We start from the raw sequence: 21920 nt of genomic DNA, 5'->3' as shown, positions 1-21920 counted from the left end.
ACTGGCGAAAAGACCCGCGCCCAGTTGCCGCGCCACGCTTGCGCGCGATGCAGAGGGGCGCGCCCCGGCCGGCGCGGTCAGGCCACGGCGGCCCGGATCGCCGCGATATTCGCGCCGTAGACCTGTGCCCGGTCGACCGATCCGCCCTTGAACACGGCCGAGCCCGCAACCAGCACATCGGCCCCCGCCGCCACAACCAGCGGCGCGGTCGTGACATCCACCCCGCCGTCGATCTCGATATGGATGGGGCGGTCCCCGATCATGTCGCGCAAGGTGCGCACCTTGGCCGTCATGTCGATGAATTTCTGCCCGCCGAAACCGGGGTTTACCGTCATCACGCAGACCAGATCGGTCAGGTCCATCAGATGCGCCACCGCCTCGGCCGGCGTGCCGGGGTTCAGCGCCACGCCCGCCTTCATGCCCGCCGTGCGGATCGCCTGCAGCGTGCGGTGGATATGCGGCCCGGCCTCCACATGGGCGGTCAGCACATCGGCGCCTGCCTCGGCATAGGCGTCGATAGAGGGATCGACGGGGGCGATCATCAGGTGGACATCCATCACCGTTTTCACATGCGGGCGGAACGCCTTGACCGCCATGGGTCCGAAGGTCAGGTTCGGCACGAAATGCCCGTCCATCACATCGACATGGACCCAATCGGCGCCCTGATCCTCGATCGCGCGGATCTCGGCGCCAAAATTTGCGAAATCGGCAGACAGGATCGACGGCGCGATCTTGATGGAACGGTCGAACGGCATCGGCGGCACCCCTTTGGCAATCGCCGCCCTGTTAGCCCCTTCGCCGCGCCCTGTCACGGGGCCATCCCCGCCGCCGGGTCACGCTTGCCAAGCGTGGGGCCGCGTGACACGGTTTTGCCCATGTCCCAGACCGCCGATACCGCCATGACAGCGCCTCACGACACCACAGCGCAGGACCACCTGCCGCAACTGCACCGCCCGCGCAATCCGGGGCTGCCGCTCGATCTGGATTGGGTCGCGCGGGTGCAGGCCAACACGTCGGCCATCGAACGGCGGGCTGCCACCCTGCCCGGTCGGCGCACGGTGAAAAAGGCGTATCAGGCGGCATGGCTGGCGCGCGCCGTGACCTGCATCGACCTGACGACGCTGGCGGGCGACGACACGGCGGGGCGCGTGCGGCGGCTCTGCGCCAAGGCGCGCCAGCCGGTGCGCGCCGATCTGCTGTCGGCCCTTGGCCTGCCCGCCATCACCACGGGCGCTGTCTGCGTTTATCACGAGATGGTCGAAGTGGCCGTCGAGGCGCTGGCGGGCACGGGCATCCCGGTCGCCGCCGTCTCCACCGGCTTTCCGGCTGGCCTGTCGCCCTACCACCTGCGGGTGCAGGAGATCGGGGAAAGCGTCAAGGCGGGCGCGGCAGAGATCGACATCGTCATCTCCCGCCGTCATGTCCTGACCGGCGACTGGCAGGCGCTTTACGACGAGATGCGGGAGTTTCGGGCCGCCTGCGGGCCCGCGCATGTGAAGGCGATCCTGGCCACGGGCGAGCTTGGCACGCTGCGCAATGTCGCGCGCGCCTCGCTGGTCTGCATGATGGCAGGGGCCGATTTCATCAAGACCTCCACCGGCAAGGAAGGCGTCAACGCCACGCTGCCGGTTTCGCTGACGATGATCCGCGCCATCCGCGCCTATGAGGCCGCGACGGGGATCAAGATCGGCTACAAACCCGCGGGCGGCATTTCCAAGGCCAAGGACGCGCTGGTCTATCTGTCACTGATGAAGGAAGAACTGGGCGACGACTGGCTCCGCCCCGACCTGTTCCGCTTCGGCGCCTCAAGCCTTCTGGGCGATATCGAACGGCAACTCGAACACCACGTCACCGGCGCCTATTCGGCGGGCTGGCGGCATCCGATGGCGTGAGGACAACATGACCACCCGCGAGATCTTCGAGACGATGGACTACGGCCCCGCCCCCGAAAGTGCTGCCGAGGCGCTGGACTGGATCGCCACGCGCGGCCCGGCCTTTGGCCATTTCATCGACGGGGGCTTCACCCGCCCCGGCCAGACCTTCGCCACCCGCAACCCCGCCACGGGCGTGGAGCTGGCGCAGATCACCCAAGGCACGCAAGATGACGTGGATGCCGCCATTGCGGCCGCGACAAAAGCCTTTCCCAAATGGGCGAAACTGTCGTGCCATGCGCGCGCGAAATATCTCTATGCGCTGGCCCGCCTGTTGCAGAAACATGCGCGCCTGTTCGCGGTGCTGGAAACGCTCGACAACGGCAAGCCTGTCCGCGAGGCGCGCGATATCGATATCCCGCTGGCGCAACGGCATTTCTACCACCACGCAGGGCTGGCCCAATTGCGCGACGCGGAATTGCCCGGCCACGCTCCCATTGGCGTCTGCGGGCAGGTGATCCCGTGGAACTTCCCGCTCCTGATGTTGGCGTGGAAGATCGCGCCGGCGCTGGCCGCAGGCAACACGGTGGTTCTGAAACCCGCCGAATACACCTCGCTCACAGCCTTGTTGTTCGGCCAGATCTGTCAGGAGGCGGGGTTGCCGAAAGGCGTCGTCAACATCGTCACCGGCGACGGGCGCACGGGCGAGGCCATCGTGACCCATCCGGGCACGGCGAAAATCGCCTTCACCGGATCGACCGCCGTGGGCCGCCGCATCCGCGAACAGACCGCAGGCATGGGCAAGTCCTTGACCTTGGAACTGGGCGGCAAATCCCCCTACATCGTCTTTGACGACGCCGATATCGACAGCGCCATCGAAGGGCTGGTCGACGCCATCTGGTTCAATCAGGGCCAAGTCTGCTGCGCGGGCTCGCGGCTTTTGGTGCAAGAAGGCATCGCGGGAGATTTCCACACGCGGCTCAAGGCCCGCATGGCGAAACTGCGCGTCGGCGACCCGCTCGACAAATGCATCGACATGGGCGCGCTGGTGGACCCCGTACAGCTTGCCGCGATCAAACGCATGGTCGATGCCAATACCGAAGGGCAGACCCATCACGCGCCTGTCGCCCTGCCAGACGGCGGTTGCTTCTACCCGCCCACGCTGATCACCGGCCTGTCGACGGCATCACCCCTGATGCAGGACGAAATCTTTGGCCCGGTGCTGGTGTCCACCACCTTCCGCACGCCGGTTGAGGCGGTCGAGATTGCCAACAACACCCGCTACGGGCTGGCCGCGACGCTCTGGACGGAAAACCTCAACCTTGCGCTCGATATCGCGCCGAAACTGGCGGCGGGCGTGGTCTGGGTGAATGCCACCAACCTGTTCGACGCGGCCGCCCCCTTTGGCGGGGTGCGCGAAAGCGGGTTCGGGCGCGAAGGCGGCTGGGAGGGGCTTTCGGCCTATCTCAAGCCTACGGCCAAGCAGGCGCCGATCAGGCCCATCGCCCCCTTCCCCGCGCCTGAGGCATCGACGGCCCCCGAGGCCCCCGGCATTGACCGCACCGCAAAGCTGTACATCGGCGGCAAGCAGGCCCGCCCCGATGGCGGCTATTCGCAAGCCATCTGGTCGAGGCGCGGCAAGCTGCTGGGCCATGCAGGCATCGGCAACCGCAAGGACATCCGCAACGCGGTCGAGGCGGCGCGGGGTGCAGGCGGCTGGGCCAAGGCGACCGCGCACAACCGGGCGCAGGTGCTGTATTTCATCGCCGAAAACCTGTCGGCGCGCGGCGACGAATTTGCCCGCCGCCTGCGCGACCTGACCGCCTGTGCGCAGGCCAGAGCCGAGGCCGAAGTCGCCGCCACGATCGAGCGGCTGTTCAGCTATGCCGCCTGGGCCGACAAGATGGACGGGCGCGTGGCGCAGGTGCCGATCCGGGGCGTGGCGCTGGCGATGCGCGAGCCTGTGGGCGTGATCGGAGCGCTGGCGCCCGACGAGGCACCGCTTTTGGGTCTGGTGTCGCTGTTCGCGCCTGCCATCGCCATGGGCAACCGGGTGGTGGTGGTGCCCTCGCGCGCCTATCCGCTGGCGGCGACCGACCTCTACCAGGTGCTCGACACCTCGGATCTGCCGGGCGGGGTGGTCAACATGGTGACCGGCGATGTGCAGGATCTGGGCCAGACGCTGGCCGCGCATGCCGATGTCGACGCGCTGTGGAGTTTCGCGGGCGGGGTCGATGCGGCGCGGCTGGAGGCGGCCTCGAGCGGCAACCTCAAGCGGACATGGATCAACAGCGATGCGCCCGACTGGTTGGCGCGCAACGCCGAGGGGCGCGCGTTCCTCGATCAGGCGACCGAGGTGCGCACGATCTGGGTGCCCTACGGCGAATAAGGCAACCGACGCGACCTGTGGCAGGATGCGGGATGCCTCCGGCGGGGATATTTTTGAAACGAAGAAGCTCTGGTCACGATCAGCCGCGACCGGCGGCGCGATCCTTGAGCTTGGCCCATTGCACGGCCAGCCGATCCCGGATCGGGTCGATCACGCGGTCTTCGAATCTTTCCCAGATGCGCCAAGCCATGAAGGCGACAAAGGCCAGACCCAGCAAGATCAAGATGCTGAGCCACGGGATCAGCGTCACGTCCGGCCCGTCAACCAGCCGGATTTCGACGGCGTTGGGATAGGTCGTGAGCAGCCGCGAGCGCCAGCCGTAATGGGTGATCGCCACCCAGCGCGGGTCTGCCCCGGTCGAGGTCAGGTTCGAGGCCTCGGCATGCAGATCGGCGCTGTCGAGCTTGAAATAGGGCGGCCAGCCAAAGCCCGTATCCTCGTTGCGGTAGACCATCACGGACCCCGCGCGCGTCACCTCGCCCGCCTCGTTCACCCTGTCGGGGAAGACGGCGTTGATCAGGCGCAGGTCGCGGCTGTCGGGCTGGGCGTTGCCGCTGTCACCTTGCGCGTAGAAGATGCGGTTGAGCCCCGAAAAATCCTGCCGGATGATCTCGGTTCCGGTGATCCGCACGATGTCGCGCTGCGGCAGGGTGTAATGCAGGAAGGCCCCGAAGATCAGGACGAGCAGGGCGATGAAGATGATCCGGGGCCAGCGCATGGGGCGCGCTCCTTAATTCGTGAGATAGATATACAGGGACAGACCCGCGATGGGCAGCACGTAGACGAGAAAGATCAGCCATGTGCGGATGCGTCGCGCGGTTGGGGCGATGCGGTCCTCGATCCAGTCGTCGCGGTCGCCGGGGCGGCCCTGCATCACCCAATCCTCTTCCAGCCGCATCCGCACGCCCGCGCGCCAGTAGAGAAACAGGCTGACATAGACGACAGTCAGAAGGACCAGCATCATCAGCAGCATCCGTCCAAGCCCAAGGATCATGCGGTTCACCCCGTTTTCTTGCTCCGCTTCCCATATAGGGGATTGTGCGGCGAATTGGCAGGGCTTGCGGTCATGCAAAGGACGTCGCAGTCTGTGGGTCATGGGGAATGACACGAGGCTGATCGCGGCCATCGAGGCGCGCGAGGACGATCTGGTCGCGCTGACGCAGGATCTGATCCGCATCCCCACGCTGAACCCGCCGGGGCGCAACTACCTTGAGATCTGCGAGATGCTGGCCGCGCGGCTGGCGGGATCCGGCTTTGCGGTCGAGATGATACGCGCCCATGGCGCCCCCGCCGACAGCGATCTCTATCCGCGCTGGAACCTTGTCGCGCGGCGCGAGGGGGGGCGGCCCGGCGATTGCGTGCATTTCAACAGCCATCACGACGTGGTCGAGGCCGGGCATGGCTGGAGCGTCGACCCTTTCGGCGGCGCGTTGCGGGATGGTCGCGTCTACGGGCGCGGGGCCTGCGACATGAAGGGCGGGCTTGCGGCCAGCATCATCGCCGCCGAGGCCTTTTTGGAGGTCTGCCCCGAGTTCGCGGGCGCGATCGAGATCAGCGCGACGGCCGATGAGGAATCGGGCGGCTATGGCGGCGTCGCATGGCTGGCGGAACGGGGGTATTTCGACCCGGCGCGCGTGCAGCATGTCATCATCCCGGAGCCGCTGAACAAGGACCGGATCTGCCTTGGCCATCGCGGCGTCTGGTGGGCCGAGATCGAGACGCAAGGCCGCATCGCCCATGGCTCGATGCCGTTTCTGGGCGATTGCGCCGTGCGCCACATGGGGGCCGTTCTGGCCGAGATGGAGGCGACGCTGTTCCCGCTGCTGGCAGGCAAACGCACGACCATGCCGGTCGTGCCCGAAGGCGCGAAGCAATCGACGCTCAACATCAACGCGATTCACGGCGGCGAGCCGGTGCAGGACGCGGATTACACCGGCCTGCCCGCCCCTTGCGTGCCCGACCGTTGCCGCATCACCATCGACCGCCGTTTCCTGATCGAAGAGGATATCACCGAGGTGAAGGCCGAGATCACCGCGATGATGGAGCGCGTGCGCGCCCGCCGTCCCGGTTTTGCCTACGAGGTGCGCGACCTGTTCGAAGTGCAGCCTGTGATGACTGAACGCGATGCGCCCATCGTCAAGACGGTCGCCGCCGCGATCGAGCGGGTGCTGCACCGGCAGGCAGACTTCGTGGTCTCCCCCGGCACCTATGACCAGAAACATATCGACCGGATCGGGCGGCTGAAGAACTGCATCGCCTATGGACCGGGCATTCTGGATCTGGCGCATCAGCCCGATGAATGGGTGGGCGTGCGCGACATGGTCGACAGTGCAAAGGTCATGGCGTTGACGCTGGCCGAATTGCTGGTGCCGGACAGGGTCTCTTAGCCGCGCACCATCAGACCCAGATGACCCAAGGCGCGTTCTGCCATGGCGCTGGCGGTCTCGTCACCCTCGAGAAGGTCCTCGTTCAGGCCCTTGACCAGACGGCTCAAGGTCTTTTCGCTCGCATGCTGCATGATAAAATCGCCCACCGCATCGGGCGCGATCGACAAGATGTCGTTGGAATTCGGCAACCGCATGTGTCCCCCAAGCGTCCGCTTCTATCTATGGATGAAGCCGATAGCGCGATTCGGCAATCGCGTGTTAACGTTTGATGAAACTGCGACACCGTTTCGCCCGCGGCGGCGGCTTTGACGGTCATGCCGCAACGCGGGCCGGAGAGGGCAATCGCCAGCCGATGCATGGCATTTTTTGCGGGATTTTTTCTTCCGGCACCGCCATGATGCGGGCAGGAACACCTCCAGGGAGAGACAGATCATGATCCATCACCTTCGCCGGGGCGTGGCGATCTGGGCGCTCTGCGCCGGGTCGGCGCTGGCGCAGCAGACCGACATCTCGATCGGCATGGTGCTGGAACCGCCGAACCTTGACCCGACCTCGGGCGCGGCCGCCGCCATCGACGAGGTGGTCTATGCCAATGTCTTCGAGGGGCTGACACGCTTTGGCCCCGACGGGGCGATCCTGCCTGCCTTGGCCGAAAGCTGGACCGTGTCCGAGGATGGTGCGACCTACACCTTTACCTTGCGCGCGGGCGTCACCTTCCATGACGGCAGCGCGATGACGGCCGAGGATGTGGTCTTTACCCTCGATCGCGCGCGCGCCGAGGGATCGACCAATGCCCAGCCCGGATTGTTCGCCAATATCGTCAGCGTGGACGCGCCCGATGATCTGACCGTGGTGGTCACGCTAGACGGGCCGGACGGGGCCTTTCCCTTCGACATGGCCTGGGGGGATGCCGTGATCGTGGCCCCCGAAAGCGCCGAGACGAACGCGACCAACCCCGTCGGCACCGGCCCGTTCCGCTTTGCCAACTGGGCGCAGGGCGACCGGGTGGATCTGGTCCGCAACGACGCCTATTGGGGTGACCCCGTGGCGCTCGAGGCCGTGACCTTCCGATTCATTACAGATCCGAATGCCGCCTTTGCCGCCATGATGGCGGGCGATGTCGATGCCTTTCCGAACTTTCCCGCCACCGAGACGCTGGCGCAGTTCGAGGCCGATCCGCGGTTTTCCGTCATCGTCGGCTCGACCGAGGGCGAAACGATTCTGGCGATGAACAACGGCGCCGGCCCGCTGGACGACATCCGTATAAGGCAGGCGATCACGCATGCCATCAACCGGCAAGACATCATCGACGGGGCGATGTTCGGCTATGGCACGCCCATCGGCACACATTTCGCGCCCCATCACCCTGATTATGTCGACCTGACCGGCCAATCGGCCTTCGACCCGGACACCGCGCGCGCCCTGCTGGCCGAGGCCGCGCCGGGCGGGCTGACCCTGCGGCTGGCCCTGCCGCCGCCCGCTTACGCGCGCCGTGGCGGCGAGATCATCGCGGCGCAATTGCGCGAGGTGGGGATCGAGACCGAGATCACCAACATGGAATGGGCCGACTGGCTGGAACGGGTGTTCCGGGGCCGTGATTTCGACCTGACGATCATCAGCCACACCGAGCCGATGGACATCGGCATCTACGCCCGCGAAGACTATTACTTCCAGTATGCGCGGCCCGAATTCGTGGCGTTGAACGACGAGCTGGCGCGCACCACCGCACCCGAGGCACGGTCAGCCCTCTTGGCCGAAATGCAACAGATGATCGCGGCTGACTATGTCAATGGCTACCTCTTCCAGCTGGCCAAGACGGGCGTCGCCAATGCCAGCATCGAAGGCCTATGGGAAAACTCGCCCACACAGGCCAATGACCTGACTGGTGTGCGCTGGACCCAGTGACTTCCCCTCGCCGGGGTGGGTCCCTCGGCGAGGTCTTGACCCGGATGAGAAACCGAAGCGCGGCCATGACACGCAGTCTTGCTGTCGCTTTTGCTGGCCTGTCGGGCTTTACAAGCTTTGCCGACCCGCTGCCGCATGGCGATTTCGTGCTGGCAGCATAGCCCTGGCTCGACTTGGCCGTGCCGCGCTACCTGCCCCTGCGGATCACGGGCGACGGAATGGACCCAGTCTAGTCCAGCCCGTTGACGCTGGATTACGAGGCCTGCGATCGCGGCGACGGCTGCCTTTACACCACAACCGGGGCGATTGCGACAGCTGCCCTGTCAGCGGGAGGCGTGCACCTTGCCGAGATCGAAATTGACCGCAACATCCGGCTCGACCCAGGCCTGACCGGACCAGCGCATCAAGTCTGTGTCACGCCGGTCCTTGGTGGGTTGCAAGTCGCGCGGCTGACCACGCTTGACCAACGCTGGGGCCAGCCGCTACCGCAAGAGTTCAACAGGCGTCCTGCGCCCGCTTCAAGGCTGATCCCATGTCGTTCGTCCGCCCCGTCCGGCCCGATGGCCAACCCGAGGTCTCGCGACCTGATCCCGCGCGGCTTATCGCGGGCGATCCCGAACATCGCACATGGCTGACCGACGAGGCACCGGGACTGTGGTGCGGCGTATGGCAATCCACGCCGGGCACATGGCGCGTTATCTATGATGAGTGGGAGTACTTCCGCTTGACTGAAGGCGTGTCGATCCTGACACGCGACGGCGGCGCGCCGATCCGCCTGGTGGCAGGCGATGCCTGGGTCATCCGTCCGGGTTTCACCGGAACATGGGACGTGGTCGAGACCACGACCAAGGATTTCGTGATCCGCCTTTGAACGATCGCCTCAGGATGATCACGGCAAGTCAGAGACCCAGAAAAGCGCGACAGCCAACATCCCCAATGCCTGCGCGGCGGCTTGAAGCTTGCGGTCTTCCTTACCAGGGGTGTCGTGACTGATGCGTCGCATGCTTGTCCCTGCGCCATTTGCTTTTTGGGTGGGCAACGGCAGCATGTCGGAGACTGTTCGCACGTTCGTGGCGAAATCGAAAAACCCCTGCGGACGGGCCGCAGGGGTCTGTTTCGTGCTGAAATACGCGCCTTGAAATGCGGGGCTGAAATGCCGTGTCGCCGTCACATCGGCGGGCTCGCGGAAGGCATCGTCCGACCCGAACGGAAGACGACCTCGTCGACGTCGGTCGAGAGCCAGATCATGACATCGGCCGCGATGGCCAGACCGCCGACCGTGTCCAGCACATGCCCACCGGTCGCGGTCATTTCGTCAGGGCCGATGACCGCGTCGCGCTTGGCCTGCAGGGCCGTCACCGCCACGCCGCAGACGTTGGCGGCATCCCCGCCCTCGGACACCACGCCCATGTTCACGGACCGCTCTTCGCGGATGTCTCCGTTCAAGGTCCCGTCAACCCATTGCGGTTCGGAATGACGGGCCATTTTCAGCGCCATGGCAAAGCCCGGCAACGGATCGAAATCCTGCTCCAGCCCGGCACCGGCCGGGATCACGTCAATGCCAAAAGTCACAATCGGCTTGCGAATTAGCATTCCCAGGCTCCGTACGGGGTGCGGCACCTGTCTCGTGACCCAGATCGGTGAAAGTGGCGTGACAATTCTGAGTCACTGCGATGACGACGGCCGATCATCCGTACATGATGGCCCAGCGGTCGACCAATTGCTGCTGCAGACGCCGCGCGCGGGCACTGTAGTCGCGCCCACCATCGGGCCGTTCGCGCTGGGCCACACTCAGCGCCGCGCGCCGATCGACATCGCCGCAAAAGATCGCAAAGGCCATGTCGCGGCCCGTCCGGGTCCGGGCATAGCCTGCCAGCGTGCTGACGAAATTCAGCGTGCCGGTCTTGGCCACCACTTCGACGAAGTGGTTCTCGCGGAGGTTTCCTTGCGCATCGCGCATCGGGATGTCGCGCATCAAGCGGCGCAGCATGCCGTTCGGCCCGGCGCTGACAAGGGCCGCCACCATGTCATGCGGCCTGAGACGGCTTTGATCGCCAAGGCCAGAGTGATCGACGAACTGCGCCTGCCGCGCGCCCAGCTGGTCGCGCATCCAGACGGACATCGCATCGGCCGAGGACCTCAGGTCCCCGGGCCTTGTCCCGCCCGCCTGCGTGGCCAACAGCCCCACCACCTCGGCCGTCAGGTTGGTCGACCAGCGCATCATGCCGCGCAAGATCTCCTCCATCGGCTCGCTGACATGTTCCACGAGAACCGTCGGTGCCTCGGGCGGGGCATCGGCCAGTTCGACGCCCCGAAAGGTCAGGCCGTTGGCGCGGGCCAAGGTCTCGAACACTTCGGCGACATAAGCACCGGGCCTGCGCACCGGCAGCCAGCGCGCACCCTGATCGCCCAGCGCACCGCGCGCGACGGTCCAGTGATCGCGCCCTTCCACCTGCGCATAGGTATAGACCGGATCGCTGCGATCCTCGATCCGCATGCGGGCAATCTGCACCTGCGGTCGCAAGGCCTCGGACCGGGCATCCATGGTGACGGCGTAATCCCCTGACTGCCGTGCCCATTCGAAATGGACGCGGTTGAAATTCAGGTTCAGCCCCGAGATCGCCGGGTTGTAGCCGACATGCTCTGGCTGCTCGGAATCGATCTGAAAGATCTGCGGCAAGGCCCCTTCGGCCAGCAGCAGCCGCCCGGTGACCTCGCGCAAGCCAAGGTTTCGCAGCTCGGCCGCCATTGCGGCCAGCGTGTCGGTGTCCAGCAGCGGGTCCCCCGAGCCGACCAGCCACAGATCACCGTCCAGACGACCATCCGCCATGGTGCCATCGGCCACGATCCGGGTGCGGAACCGGTAGCCCGGCCCCAGCCGGTCCAGCGCGTAGGCGCAGGTCACCGCCTTGGCGACGCTGGCGGGCGGCAAGGCGTAATAGGGATGCATCACCTCGAGGATCTGGCCCGTGGCGGCATCCGCGACCGCATAGCCGACACGCCCGCCAAGCCGCGCCTGTGCGACCAGATCGACCCCTGTCGGGATCGCGCGGCGAAAGAAGCCTTCGGGGCGAAGGATCGGCCTCAAGGATGTCTCGGGCGCTCCACCCAAGGCAGGCGCAGCCACAAGCCCTGCGGCACATGTCAGAAATGCGCGTCGTGACTGCATCAAAAAAGGCCATCTGGTTCAAATCACCGCCGACTAAACCTCAGCGCGTGGGCGCACTCAAGGGATTCGCCATCTCACAGCTGTGTGAGCGGCTGTTTTTCTGACGCGGTGCAAGGGGATAGCGGGGGCTCTACCAATCCCCCCGGGCGCGGATCGCGCTGGACGACAGGTCGACCATGGGAAGGTTCAGAAAGCACCAGACGGGCGCGCGGGCGCGCGCCAAAAGCGGGGCGTGGCTTGCAGGCAGTTTCTGCGCCGCGAAAATCTGCGCAGCCTTGGCGGTTCGGGCCGAAATCCGTTGACCGGGGCGGGCCAGAACGCCGATCGGCACGGTCCGCATGATCCAGTCCCAGCGTTGCCAACGATGGAACTGCGCCAGATTGTCGGCCCCCATGAGCCAGACGAAGCGCACACCGGGGTAAAGCGAGATCAGCCGATCGAGCGTCTGGGCCGTGTAGCGCGTGCCGATCCGCGCCTCGATGTCGGTCACCTCGATGCGCGGATGCGTGACCAGCGCGTGCGCGGCCGCCATCCGGCGATCGAGCGGCGCCGGCCCATTGGTCTTCAGCGGATTTCCAGGGCTGACCAGCCACCACACCCGGTCGAGCCCGAACCGTTTCAGCGCCTCGCGGCTGACATGCAGATGACCAGCATGCGGCGGGTCGAAGGAACCACCGAACAGACCGATGGTCTGGCCGGGCAGCGCTAGGGGCAGATCGGATCGCAAGGGCACGTGGGCCTTTTACAAGGGCATGGCGTGCCTTGATGGGGTGTCGCGCGGGTCAAGTCAACGCCACCGCCCGCCCCCGATTGCCCATCGCCGCCCAAAGGCTTACATGGCGTTCAAACCACGCATCACCGGAACGGAGCGGCACATGGCCTCCTATCAATATGTCTACCACATGGATGGCGTTTCCAAGACCTATCCGGGTGGCAAGAAATGCTTTGAAAACATCAAGCTGAACTTCCTGCCCGGCGTGAAGATCGGTGTTGTCGGCGTCAACGGCTCGGGCAAGTCGACCCTGATGCGGATCATGGCCGGCATGGACAAGGATTTTCAGGGCGAGGCCTGGGTCGCAGAAGGCGCGCGCGTCGGCTACCTGCCGCAGGAACCGCATCTCGAACCGCACCTGACCGTGCGCGAAAACGTCATGCTGGGTGTCGCCGCCAAAAAGGCCATCCTCGACAAATACAACGAGCTGGCGATGAACTACTCGGACGAGACCGCCGACGAAATGGCATCCCTGCAAGACCAGATCGACGCCGAAAACCTGTGGGAACTCGACAACCAGATCGACATCGCGATGGAGGCGCTGCGCTGCCCCGATGACAATGCCGATGTCACCACGCTGTCGGGCGGCGAACGCCGCCGCGTGGCGCTGTGCCAGCTGCTGCTGGATGCGCCCGAGATGCTGCTGCTGGATGAACCGACCAACCACCTCGACGCCGAAACCATCGCCTGGCTGCAACAGCACCTGATCGACTACAAGGGCACGATCCTGATCGTCACCCACGACCGCTATTTCCTTGATTCGATCACCGGCTGGATCCTTGAACTCGACCGTGGTCGCGGCATCCCCTACGAGGGCAATTATTCCTCGTGGCTCGACCAAAAGGCCAAGCGCCTGGCGCAAGAAGCCCGCGAGGACAAGGCCAAGCAAAAGACGCTGGAACGCGAACTGGAATGGATCCGTCAGGGCGCCAAGGCGCGTCAGGCCAAATCCAAGGCGCGTATCTCGTCCTACGAAAAGCTTGCCGACCAGAGTCTTAAGGAACGCGTCGGCAAGGCCCAGATCGTCATCCCCCATGGCGAACGCCTTGGGTCCAAGGTGATCGAGGTCACGAACCTCAAGAAACACATGGGCGACAAGCTCTTGATCGAAAACCTGTCCTTCTCGATCCCGCCCGGCGGCATCGTGGGCGTGATCGGCCCCAACGGCGCGGGGAAATCCACGCTGTTCAAGATGATCACCGGACAGGAACAACCTGACGAAGGCACGGTCGAGCTCGGCAACACGGTGAAGCTGTCCTATGTCGACCAGTCGCGCGACGACCTCAACAAGGACGACAACGTCTGGGAGGCGATCTCGGGCGGTGCGGAACTGATCAAGCTTGGTGACACCGAAATCAATTCCCGCGCCTATTGCGGGGCCTTCAACTTCAAGGGAACCGACCAGCAGAAAAAGGTCGGCCTGCTGTCGGGGGGCGAACGCAACCGGGTCCACATGGCCAGGCTGCTCAAGGAGGGCGGCAACGTGCTGCTGCTTGACGAGCCGACCAACGATCTGGACGTCGAAACGCTCCGCGCGCTGGAAGATGCGCTGGAGGATTTCGCAGGCTGCGCCGTCATCATCAGCCACGACCGCTTTTTCCTCGACCGGCTCTGCACCCATATCCTCGCCTTCGAGGGCGAGGCGCATGTGGAATGGTTCGAGGGCAACTTCGAGGACTACGAAGAAGACAAGAAGCGCCGCCTCGGCCCCGACGCGGTCGAACCCAAACGGTTGAAGCACAAGAAGTTCAGCCGCTGAGCATGGTGCGCCTCAGGGCGCACCGCTGAGTCTTTCGTGCATCGCTGCGGTGCCGCCTTGGGGCGGCCCGCTCGACAGGGACTGACACGATCTGCAAATTGTCCCCGAGCAGATGGGTGAGGGGGCAGATATGTCGAAAGGCACCATCAAGGCCGCGATCGCGGAAATCCGCGATCGTGGGCTTCACGGGATCGAGGTGGCTGTCCCCGCACGCTTCGCGCGCGGAATAGACGTGCTGGACGGCTGGGAGGAAAAATTCCGCCAGTCCTGCAAGGTTTTCGCCCACCATCACGGGTTCGAGCCAAACCTGATCGACCCCAAGGGCTTCACCCAGAAACAGCTGCTCTTCAAATTCTTCGGCCTCGTCCCCATCGACCCTGTCCCCAGCGACAAGCTGCTGGCCTCGTGTTTCGTGCCCGAAAGCCATCGCCATCTGGTCACGCTGCCCGACCGCTACTGGATCAGCGACCGGCCCGAGGTGCCCGCCGATGACGCGCTGCCGCCCGGGCGCTACTATTTCAAGTCGAACCATGGCTGGTCGACGCATCGGCCGATCACCTTGCCGATGGACGCCCAGACCCGGCGCCGCCTGACGCGCCTGACCGGGCGCCGCCTGACGCGCCTGACCGGGCGCTGGCTTGCTGATCCGCACCAGCCCCGGCTGTCGCTGTGGTGGTATGAAAGGATCAAACGGCAGGTCTTTGTCGAAGAGCATCTGGGCAGTGCCATGCGCGATGCGCCCGACTGGAAGTTCTTTGTCTGCAACGGCCGGGTCGAGGTGTTTCAGGTCGACATCGACCGCAGCGCCAACCATATCCAGACGCTCTACGACCGCGACGGCACCTTCCTTCCGGTGGAGCTGTTCTTCGACAGCGGCCCGCCGGTCGAGATGCCGCCGCAGCTGGATACGATGATCGAGGTCGCAGAGGCCATCGGCCAGAGCTTCGATTTCATCCGAGTCGACTTCTTCCTCAAGGACGACCGCGTCTATCTGGGCGAGATCGGGATGGTGCCCAACGGGGCCACGCGCCCGATCCGGTCTGCGGAACTGGACGAACGGCTGGGGGCCGCATGGCAGCCGCCGTGGCTTGGCCAAGGGATCACGGACTTCAACCGGGGGCACTATCCCCGGTTCAAGCCTTTGCCGTCGATGTCTCGCATCACGGCAGCGCCCCCGATGGTCACGGCCTGACGTGGCCCTTGGGCCTTGGGTGCATGAGCGGCTTTACCGGAAGGCGCACCCTTCCTTCACGCCCAGCCTTTTGAACACAAGCGCCGCGGGGCACCAGCCGGTGAAGGCCGATTGCAGCATGTTCAGGCCGATGAACACGGTGAACCAGACAAAGAGCGGGCTGACAAAGGCGGTCAGCACCACGCTCAAGAGGATCATCACTCCGGCAAAGGCCAGCACGGCACGGTCAAGGCTCATCGGGCGGTCTCCTGTTGCGCGGGCGGGCGTCCGCGCCCGCCGTCTACGAGAGGATCGGATATTGACAGGGTCAACCGCAAGCGCCCCAGTGCCGCAGGCCGGGGGCTTGCGCAGCGCAATACACAGCCCCAGATCATTGGCAATGTCACACAAAGGGCCAGCACCCCATGTCTCAACATATCACCTGCTTTGACTGCGGCACCGTCAACCGGGTTCCCGCCGAGCGCCTGACCGCCCATCCCAAATGCGGCACCTGCGGCGCGAAACTGGTCGAGCCAAAGGTCCATGAGATCGACACCGCCACCCTGCGCAAGGCCGAGTTGAAGGACACCCTGCCCTTGTTGGTGGATTTCTGGGCCCCATGGTGCGGGCCCTGCCGCGCGATGGCCCCCGAATTCGCCAAGGCCGCACAGGCGCTGGCCCCGCAGGCGCGGCTGGCCAAGGTCAACACGCAGGTCCATGGCGACGCGTCCCAACGCTACGGCATCCGGGGCATCCCGCTCCTGATCCTGTTCAGGGGCGGGCACGAGGTCGGGCGTCTGACCGGGGCGCGTCCGGCTGCGGAAATCGAAGCCTTCGTGCGGCAGAACGGCCAGCGCCGCGCCAGTTGAGGGCCGGGGACCCGCCCCACCCACGCAGTCCGCCCCTTTTCCCGGCGCCAAAGCCGCCTATGCTGCGTGCATGCCTGTGCCCGCGTCCCATGATGTCGTGATCCTTGGCGGCGGCCCCGCCGGATCTGCTGCTGCGACCACGGCCGCGCGTCTGGGGCTGCGGGTCGTCGTCATCGACAAGGCACGCTTTCCCCGCGACAAGCTGTGCGGGGGCCTGTTCACGGGCCGCGCGCGCGGCGAATACGTCAGGATTTTCGGGTGCACCCCGGACCCCGGGCTATTCGAGGAACGCCGCGCGATATCCTTCCATCTGGGTGACCGCACCCTGAGCCGGATGGAGGATGTTCCGCCCATGTATCTGACCATGCGCCGCAGCCTCGACGCGCATCTGCTGTCATTGGCCGCTCAGGCCGGGGCAGAGTTGCGCACGGGCTGCCGTGTCGCTGACATTGATCTGGCGGCGGAGCGGGTGGTGCTGGAGGATGGCACGACGCTGGCCTACCGCGTGCTGATCGGGGCCGATGGCGTCACGTCCGCCGTTGCCCGCACGCTCTTCGGTCGCCCCTTCGATCCGAAAAAAATCGGCTTCGCGCTGGAAAAGGAGATGCCGCCCCAGACCGACGCGGACGTCCTGCGTACCGTCCGGGTCGATTTCGGGGCCGCCGAATGGGGGTATGGCTGGAGCTTTCCGAAACGGGCCTCGACCACCGTGGGGGTCGGCGGGCTCCACCGGCTCAACCCCGATATGAAGGCGCGGCTGCATGACTACGCCGCTTTACTGCAACAGGGCGATGCCGATGGCATGAAGGGGCATTTCCTGCCGTTTGGCGATCATCGCCGCAGGCCGGGGCGGGGCAATGTGCTGCTGGCGGGCGATGCCGCGGGCTTTGTAGATCCGATCACCGGAGAAGGGATCGGCCATGCCCTGACATCCGGACGGCTTGCGGCCGAGGCTGCGGTCTTGGCTCTGCGCGAGGGGCGTCAAGGCGATGCGGCGGCCGTTTATCGTATGGCGACCCGTGATCTCAGGCATAGCCTTGCGACCGCGCGAATGCTGCGTCCGATCGTGTTTTCGTCGGGTCTGGCACCCATGTTCCTCGGCGGGTTCGGGGCATCAGGAACGATGCGACACGCCTATCTCGCCATGCTGGCGGGTGACTGCGAATACGGACAGATCCTTGGGCTTTTGGCGCGACGCCTGCCGCTCAAGCTCTGGCAGCATTACAGGCAGCGAAGAACGCGCCCGAACACATGATGCGTCGCGATCCTTTCGGTCAGAACCGGGCGTAGTAGATCAGCGCGACAGGGATCGCCATCGACGACCAGAGGCAGAAGAAAAAGGCCGCGCGGCCCATCTTGAGCCACAGCTGGATATCACGATCGGCTGCGAACTCCGCGTTTGTCGTCGTGGGCGTGGATGCTTCGATAAGAATGGATTCCATGCGGGACATCCGGGTGCCTCCTTGGCTGACGCGACCGTTTCCTGACGCCAACATAATGGCCTTGGCGGCCCGGTCCAGTGCCGTGCATCCGTTTTGCTGGAATGAGCGGAAATTCTCTGTATCTTTCGAACAATCCCGCGTGAGTATGCCGTGACAGGAGTGTGCCGATGATGCGACTAGCCGCCAAAATGACCTCGACGCTCTGCGCCGCACTGCTGGCGCTCGTGCCGCTTCAGGCCCCCGCGCAAAGCGCGCAGGAGACCGCCTTCATCATGGGCTTGATGGAATCGATGAACGCGCTCTCGGTGCGGTTCAACCGCGAGGTCTGCGGCTATGTCCTGCGACATTCGAACGGTGCCTATTCCTCGACCAAAGTCAGCTGGGGCGGGCAGGCATCTTGCGCGTCGCTGCCCGTACAAGACGGCTTGGAGGTCGCCTCGTCGTGGCACACCCACGCGGCCTGGGACCCTGCCTATGATGGCGAAGTGCCCTCGATCCAGGACGTAGAGGGAGACATGCGCATGGGCGTCAACGGCTGGGTTGGCACGCCGGGCGGGCGATTGTGGTTCGTGGACGGCCAGACAGGCAGCATGCGGCAGGTCTGCGGACGCGGCTGCCTGCCGGTAGACGAGGCGTTCGGCGCCGAGGATTTCGGCCCGGTGGGGGAAACCTACACGCTCGACAGTCTCTACGCGCGGTTCGGACGGACACGGTAAGGGCGGAAGAACACCTCGGGTCAAGCCGTTGGATCTGGCTTGAACGCCTTGGCGGTTTTCGGGTCGGGCGCGTCAGGCACACGCGTCTGACTGCGCCCCTTTCGAACAAGCCAGAGGGAGTTGCCGATGGGCCGACGTCCGCTGGGTTCACCCCGGCCAACACGTCACGTCAGCAAGACCCATGGCCTCACTCGCCCTCCCTGTCCCATTTTCCGCCTGGCTTGGACGGATCCGTGAAAGAACTCCGCCTGCCGCCAGGCCAATCGATCCAGGTGTAGAGACCATCTTCGCCTCTTTTCAGCGATCTTCGCCGCACCCTGTCCCGATGCCGGCTGTAGACGGCCGCGGCCACAACCACAGCGACCGCGACAAACAGGTAGGTCGATTTCGCTTCGAGGACTTGTTCCAATCCCTGCATGCCCGCTTGTGGACCGAGGCACACGTCCTCAACACCCGGATTTTTGACGGGAAGGCTTGGCCATCAGGGGCTTCAGGTCAAGCTTTCCTGCTTAAAGTGGCACCGTTCGCGCGTTCATCGCCACGGAAAGACCAAAGCCCTCGCCGTGTCCCGGCCGCCCCCTATTCCGCCGCCTCCTGATAACTCTCCAGCGGCGGGCAGGTGCAGATCAGGTTGCGGTCGCCCGCGACATTGTCCACCCGGTTGACCGGCGGCCAGTATTTGTCGACACGAAAGGCGCCGGGCGGGAAACACCCTTGTTCGCGGCTATAGGCGCGGTCCCAGTCGCGGATCAGATCCTCCATCGTGTGCGGCGCATGGCGCAGCGCGCTGGCCTCGATGGCCATGTGGCCCGCCTCCACCTCGGCGATCTCGGCGCGGATGGCGAGCATCGCGTCGCAGAACCGGTCGATCTCGGCCTTGGTCTCGGACTCGGTCGGCTCCACCATCAAGGTGCCCGCCACGGGCCAGCTCATCGTGGGCGCATGGAACCCGCAATCCATCAGCCGCTTGGCGATGTCATCCACCGTCACGCCCGCCTCGGCAAAGGGGCGGGTGTCGAGAATGCATTCATGCGCGACGCGTCCCGACTTGCCGGTGAAAAGCACCGGAAACGCCCCCTCAAGCCGCTTGGCGATGTAATTGGCGTTGAGAATCGCCACCTTGGTCGCCCGCGTGATCCCCTCGCCGCCCATCAGCCGGACATAGGCGTAGGAGATCGGCAAGATCGAGGCCGATCCATAGGGCGCGCCCGAAACCGGCCCGGTGCTGCCCCCGGTCTCGGGATGGCCCGGCAGGAAGGGGGCCAGGTGCGCCTTGACCCCGATCGGGCCCATGCCGGGCCCGCCACCGCCATGGGGAATGCAGAACGTCTTGTGCAGGTTCAGGTGGCTGACATCGGCCCCGATGTCGCCGGGCCGCGACAGGCCCACCATGGCGTTGAGGTTTGCCCCATCAAGATAGACCTGCCCGCCATATTGGTGCGTGACCTCCGACACCTCGCGCACCGTGCGCTCGAACACACCATGCGTCGAGGGATAGGTGATCATGCAGGCGGCAAGATTGTCGCCCGCGGCCTCGGCCTTGGCGCGGAAATCGACCAGATCGATATCGCCATTTTCGGCCGCCTTGACCACCACGACCTCCATCCCGCACATCTGCGCGGAGGCGGGGTTGGTGCCATGTGCTGACACCGGGATCAGGCAGACACGCCGGTGCCCCTCACCCCGCGCCCGGTGATAGGCGGCGATGGTCAGAAGGCCCGCATATTCGCCCTGCGCGCCGGAATTGGGCTGCATCGACATGGCGTCATAGCCGGTGATCTCGCACAGCTTCTCCGACAGGTCCTTGAGCATCTCGGCATAGCCCTGCGCCTGATCGGCGGGGGCGAAGGGGTGGATGGAATTGAACTCGGGCCAGGTCACCGGCATCATCTCGACGGCGGCATTCAGCTTCATGGTGCACGACCCAAGCGGGATCATGGCGCGGTCAAGCGCCAGATCGCGGTCGCTGAGGCGGCGCATGTAGCGCATCATCTCCGACTCGGCCCGGTTCATGTGAAAGATCGGATGGGTCAGGTAGGGGGTCGTGCGCAGCAACGCCTCAGGGATGGCCGGCGCTGTGGCGGGCGCGACCAGCGCCACGTCGAAGGCAGCGCAGACGGCCGCCAGATGCGCCTCGGTCGTGGTCTCGTCCACCGAGATGCCGATGCGGTCGGAGCCCACGTCGCGCAGGTTGATGCCGCGTGCAACGGCGGCAGCCATGATGCGGCTTTGCCTGTCACCGACAGGGACGGTCACGGTGTCGAAGAAGGCGCTGGCCTCAGGCGCGTAGCCACCCGCGCGCAGGCTGTCGGCCAGACGCACCGCCTTGAGATGCACATCCTGCGCAATGGCGCGTAACCCCTCGGGTCCGTGGAAGACCGCATAGAAACTCGCCATCACCGCCAGCAATGCCTGCGCGGTGCAGACGTTCGACGTGGCCTTTTCGCGCCGGATATGCTGCTCGCGCGTCTGGAGCGACAGGCGGTAGGCCTTGCGCCCATGGGCGTCGACCGACACGCCCACGATACGGCCGGGCATCGCCCGCTTGTGCGCATCGCGGCAGGACATGAAGGCAGCATGCGGCCCGCCATAGCCCAGCGGCACGCCGAAACGCTGCGCGCTGCCCACGGCGATATCCGCGCCCATGCTGCCAGGGTCCTTGATCAGTGTCAGCGCCAGCAGATCACCCACGACGATCCCCACTGCCTTCGCGGCATGCAGCGCCGCGATCTGGGCGGTCGGGTCTTCCAGCCCACCGAAGGTGCCCGGCACCTGGAAAATGGCGCCGAAAACCGCCGCGGGGTCGAGCGTCTCGGGCGCGCCCACGATCACCTCGATCCCCAAGGGTTCAGCCCGCGTGCGCATCACCGCGATGTTCTGCGGATGGCAATTCTCGTCGATGAAGAACCCCTTGGCCTTGGACTTCGCCACGCGCTCGGCCATCACCATCGCCTCGGCGCAGGCAGTCGCCTCATCGAGCAGCGACGCATTGGCGACATCAAGGCCGGTCAGATCCGCCACCATGGTCTGGAAATTCAAGAGCGCCTCCAGCCGGCCTTGCGCGATCTCGGGCTGATAGGGGGTATAGGCGGTGTACCAGGCCGGGTTCTCCAGCACGTTGCGCTGGATCGCGGGCGGCGTGTGGGTGCCCCAGTAGCCCTGCCCGATCATCTGGACCATCGGCTTGTTCTTGCCCGCGATCGCCCGCATGTGGTCCAACAGCGCCGCCTCCGACATCGGTGCCCAGTCGAGCGGTTCCTTCTGCCGGATCGAGGAGGGCAAAGTCTGGTCGATCAGGTCATCGACGCTGTCCGCCCCCACCACCTTCAGCATCGCCGCGATCTCGGCGGGCGAGGGTCCGATGTGGCGGCGGTTGGCGAAATCGGTCGGGTCGTAGGCGGTGGGCGTCCAGGGCATCGGGGTCGTCCTATGCATTCGGGCGGGCACAACACCCTGACCCGCTCCATCTT

At 65.4% G+C, this 21920-nt stretch carries 20 protein-coding genes; 10 read left to right on the top strand and 10 right to left on the bottom strand.

Going from position 1 to position 21920, the window contains the following annotated elements:
• Positions 1-77 precede the first annotated feature (77 nt).
• Positions 78-755, bottom strand: coding sequence for a ribulose-phosphate 3-epimerase (rpe, locus tag C7455_RS15185; RefSeq protein WP_109669648.1), 678 nt, complete (start codon positions 753-755; stop codon positions 78-80).
• A gap of 120 nt (positions 756-875) precedes the next feature.
• On the opposite strand from rpe, the gene deoC reads away from it, so the two are divergent.
• Complete coding sequence (deoC, locus tag C7455_RS15180; protein WP_425450649.1) at positions 876-1892, top strand: deoxyribose-phosphate aldolase; 1017 nt, start codon at positions 876-878, stop codon at positions 1890-1892.
• A 7-nt stretch (positions 1893-1899) separates the two neighbouring features.
• Positions 1900-4260: an aldehyde dehydrogenase family protein gene (locus C7455_RS15175; RefSeq protein WP_109669646.1), complete on the top strand. Its 2361-nt coding sequence runs from the start codon at positions 1900-1902 to the stop codon at positions 4258-4260.
• Between the two features lie 79 nt (positions 4261-4339).
• On the opposite strand, the gene C7455_RS15170 is transcribed toward C7455_RS15175, so the two are convergent.
• Positions 4340-4978 (bottom strand): DUF1523 family protein, encoded by a 639-nt coding sequence (locus C7455_RS15170; RefSeq protein WP_245904361.1) that lies wholly within the window; start codon positions 4976-4978, stop codon positions 4340-4342.
• A gap of 12 nt (positions 4979-4990) precedes the next feature.
• Entirely contained in the window at positions 4991-5254 is a 264-nt protein-coding gene (locus tag C7455_RS15165) for a hypothetical protein (protein ID WP_146200019.1), read from the bottom strand.
• A 100-nt stretch (positions 5255-5354) separates the two neighbouring features.
• Here C7455_RS15165 and C7455_RS15160 point away from each other — a divergent pair, with 100 nt between their 5' ends.
• Positions 5355-6647, top strand: coding sequence for an acetylornithine deacetylase/succinyl-diaminopimelate desuccinylase family protein (locus C7455_RS15160; protein WP_109669643.1), 1293 nt, complete (start codon positions 5355-5357; stop codon positions 6645-6647).
• Here C7455_RS15160 and C7455_RS15155 read toward each other — a convergent pair.
• Positions 6644-6841: a hypothetical protein gene (locus C7455_RS15155; RefSeq protein WP_109669641.1), complete on the bottom strand. Its 198-nt coding sequence runs from the start codon at positions 6839-6841 to the stop codon at positions 6644-6646. The genes C7455_RS15160 and C7455_RS15155 overlap by 4 nt on opposite strands.
• Before the next feature lie 238 nt (positions 6842-7079).
• Here C7455_RS15155 and C7455_RS15150 point away from each other — a divergent pair, with 238 nt between their 5' ends.
• Together C7455_RS15150 and C7455_RS15145 are read left to right on the top strand one after the other, a co-directional pair.
• Positions 7080-8552: an ABC transporter substrate-binding protein gene (locus C7455_RS15150; protein ID WP_109669640.1), complete on the top strand. Its 1473-nt coding sequence runs from the start codon at positions 7080-7082 to the stop codon at positions 8550-8552.
• A 532-nt stretch (positions 8553-9084) separates the two neighbouring features.
• Entirely contained in the window at positions 9085-9423 is a 339-nt protein-coding gene (locus C7455_RS15145; RefSeq protein ID WP_109669638.1) for a cupin domain-containing protein, read from the top strand.
• Between the two features lie 296 nt (positions 9424-9719).
• Here C7455_RS15145 and C7455_RS15135 read toward each other — a convergent pair whose 3' ends face one another.
• From C7455_RS15135 to C7455_RS15125, 3 genes are all read right to left on the bottom strand, one after another.
• A complete protein-coding gene (locus C7455_RS15135) occupies positions 9720-10145 on the bottom strand; it encodes a hypothetical protein (RefSeq protein WP_146200018.1) in 426 nt (141 codons plus the stop codon).
• A gap of 94 nt (positions 10146-10239) precedes the next feature.
• Positions 10240-11640 (bottom strand): D-alanyl-D-alanine carboxypeptidase/D-alanyl-D-alanine endopeptidase, encoded by a 1401-nt coding sequence (dacB, locus tag C7455_RS15130; RefSeq protein WP_342767643.1) that lies wholly within the window; start codon positions 11638-11640, stop codon positions 10240-10242.
• Between the two features lie 211 nt (positions 11641-11851).
• Complete coding sequence (locus C7455_RS15125; RefSeq protein WP_109669835.1) at positions 11852-12448, bottom strand: nicotinate-nucleotide adenylyltransferase; 597 nt, start codon at positions 12446-12448, stop codon at positions 11852-11854.
• A gap of 148 nt (positions 12449-12596) precedes the next feature.
• Between C7455_RS15125 and ettA the strand changes: the two genes are divergently transcribed.
• Positions 12597-14252 (top strand): energy-dependent translational throttle protein EttA, encoded by a 1656-nt coding sequence (gene ettA / locus C7455_RS15120; RefSeq protein ID WP_109669833.1) that lies wholly within the window; start codon positions 12597-12599, stop codon positions 14250-14252.
• A gap of 130 nt (positions 14253-14382) precedes the next feature.
• Positions 14383-15444: an ATP-grasp fold amidoligase family protein gene (locus C7455_RS15115; RefSeq protein ID WP_170119101.1), complete on the top strand. Its 1062-nt coding sequence runs from the start codon at positions 14383-14385 to the stop codon at positions 15442-15444.
• Positions 15445-15477: 33 nt separating this feature from the next.
• Here the strand turns inward: C7455_RS15115 and C7455_RS15110 are convergent, their stop codons facing one another.
• Positions 15478-15681 (bottom strand): YgaP family membrane protein, encoded by a 204-nt coding sequence (locus C7455_RS15110; protein ID WP_109669629.1) that lies wholly within the window; start codon positions 15679-15681, stop codon positions 15478-15480.
• A 167-nt stretch (positions 15682-15848) separates the two neighbouring features.
• Here C7455_RS15110 and trxC point away from each other — a divergent pair, with 167 nt between their 5' ends.
• Both trxC and C7455_RS15100 read left to right on the top strand, forming a co-directional pair.
• Entirely contained in the window at positions 15849-16292 is a 444-nt protein-coding gene (gene trxC / locus C7455_RS15105; RefSeq protein WP_109669627.1) for a thioredoxin TrxC, read from the top strand.
• Between the two features lie 70 nt (positions 16293-16362).
• Complete coding sequence (locus C7455_RS15100) at positions 16363-17547, top strand: geranylgeranyl reductase family protein (protein ID WP_109669626.1); 1185 nt, start codon at positions 16363-16365, stop codon at positions 17545-17547.
• 19 nt (positions 17548-17566) lie between these two features.
• Here C7455_RS15100 and C7455_RS20180 read toward each other — a convergent pair whose 3' ends face one another.
• Entirely contained in the window at positions 17567-17734 is a 168-nt protein-coding gene (locus tag C7455_RS20180; RefSeq protein WP_170119100.1) for a hypothetical protein, read from the bottom strand.
• Between the two features lie 167 nt (positions 17735-17901).
• On the opposite strand from C7455_RS20180, the gene C7455_RS15095 reads away from it, so the two are divergent.
• Positions 17902-18450: a DUF4329 domain-containing protein gene (locus C7455_RS15095; RefSeq protein ID WP_109669624.1), complete on the top strand. Its 549-nt coding sequence runs from the start codon at positions 17902-17904 to the stop codon at positions 18448-18450.
• Between the two features lie 579 nt (positions 18451-19029).
• Here the strand turns inward: C7455_RS15095 and gcvP are convergent.
• A complete protein-coding gene (gcvP, locus tag C7455_RS15090; RefSeq protein ID WP_109669622.1) occupies positions 19030-21867 on the bottom strand; it encodes an aminomethyl-transferring glycine dehydrogenase in 2838 nt (945 codons plus the stop codon).
• Positions 21868-21920: the final 53 nt, after the last annotated feature.

The sequence above is a fragment of the Roseicyclus mahoneyensis genome, assembly GCF_003148775.1.
Classification (GTDB): Bacteria; Pseudomonadota; Alphaproteobacteria; order Rhodobacterales; family Rhodobacteraceae; genus Roseicyclus; species Roseicyclus mahoneyensis.
The sequence above is the reverse complement of the archived record's forward strand: the minus strand, read 5'-3'. Positions and strand labels throughout refer to the sequence as shown.

Bases quoted from the DNA above. Each gene is read 5' to 3' on its own strand.
- C7455_RS20180 (WP_170119100.1), bottom strand. From the start codon at position 17,734: ATGGAATCCATTCTTATCGAAGCATCCACGCCCACGACGACAAACGCG.
- C7455_RS15165 (WP_146200019.1), bottom strand. From the start codon at position 5,254: ATGATCCTTGGGCTTGGACGGATGCTGCTGATGATGCTGGTCCTTCTG.
- C7455_RS15100 (WP_109669626.1), top strand. From the start codon at position 16,363: ATGCCTGTGCCCGCGTCCCATGATGTCGTGATCCTTGGCGGCGGCCCC.
- C7455_RS15175 (WP_109669646.1), top strand. From the start codon at position 1,900: ATGACCACCCGCGAGATCTTCGAGACGATGGACTACGGCCCCGCCCCC.
- C7455_RS15155 (WP_109669641.1), bottom strand. From the start codon at position 6,841: ATGCGGTTGCCGAATTCCAACGACATCTTGTCGATCGCGCCCGATGCG.
- C7455_RS15145 (WP_109669638.1), top strand. From the start codon at position 9,085: ATGTCGTTCGTCCGCCCCGTCCGGCCCGATGGCCAACCCGAGGTCTCG.
- ettA (WP_109669833.1), top strand. From the start codon at position 12,597: ATGGCCTCCTATCAATATGTCTACCACATGGATGGCGTTTCCAAGACC.
- rpe (WP_109669648.1), bottom strand. From the start codon at position 755: ATGCCGTTCGACCGTTCCATCAAGATCGCGCCGTCGATCCTGTCTGCC.
- gcvP (WP_109669622.1), bottom strand. From the start codon at position 21,867: ATGCCCTGGACGCCCACCGCCTACGACCCGACCGATTTCGCCAACCGC.
- deoC (WP_425450649.1), top strand. From the start codon at position 876: ATGTCCCAGACCGCCGATACCGCCATGACAGCGCCTCACGACACCACA.
- trxC (WP_109669627.1), top strand. From the start codon at position 15,849: ATGTCTCAACATATCACCTGCTTTGACTGCGGCACCGTCAACCGGGTT.
- C7455_RS15135 (WP_146200018.1), bottom strand. From the start codon at position 10,145: ATGCTAATTCGCAAGCCGATTGTGACTTTTGGCATTGACGTGATCCCG.
- C7455_RS15170 (WP_245904361.1), bottom strand. From the start codon at position 4,978: ATGCGCTGGCCCCGGATCATCTTCATCGCCCTGCTCGTCCTGATCTTC.
- C7455_RS15115 (WP_170119101.1), top strand. From the start codon at position 14,383: ATGTCGAAAGGCACCATCAAGGCCGCGATCGCGGAAATCCGCGATCGT.
- C7455_RS15160 (WP_109669643.1), top strand. From the start codon at position 5,355: ATGGGGAATGACACGAGGCTGATCGCGGCCATCGAGGCGCGCGAGGAC.
- C7455_RS15110 (WP_109669629.1), bottom strand. From the start codon at position 15,681: ATGAGCCTTGACCGTGCCGTGCTGGCCTTTGCCGGAGTGATGATCCTC.
- C7455_RS15150 (WP_109669640.1), top strand. From the start codon at position 7,080: ATGATCCATCACCTTCGCCGGGGCGTGGCGATCTGGGCGCTCTGCGCC.
- C7455_RS15095 (WP_109669624.1), top strand. From the start codon at position 17,902: ATGATGCGACTAGCCGCCAAAATGACCTCGACGCTCTGCGCCGCACTG.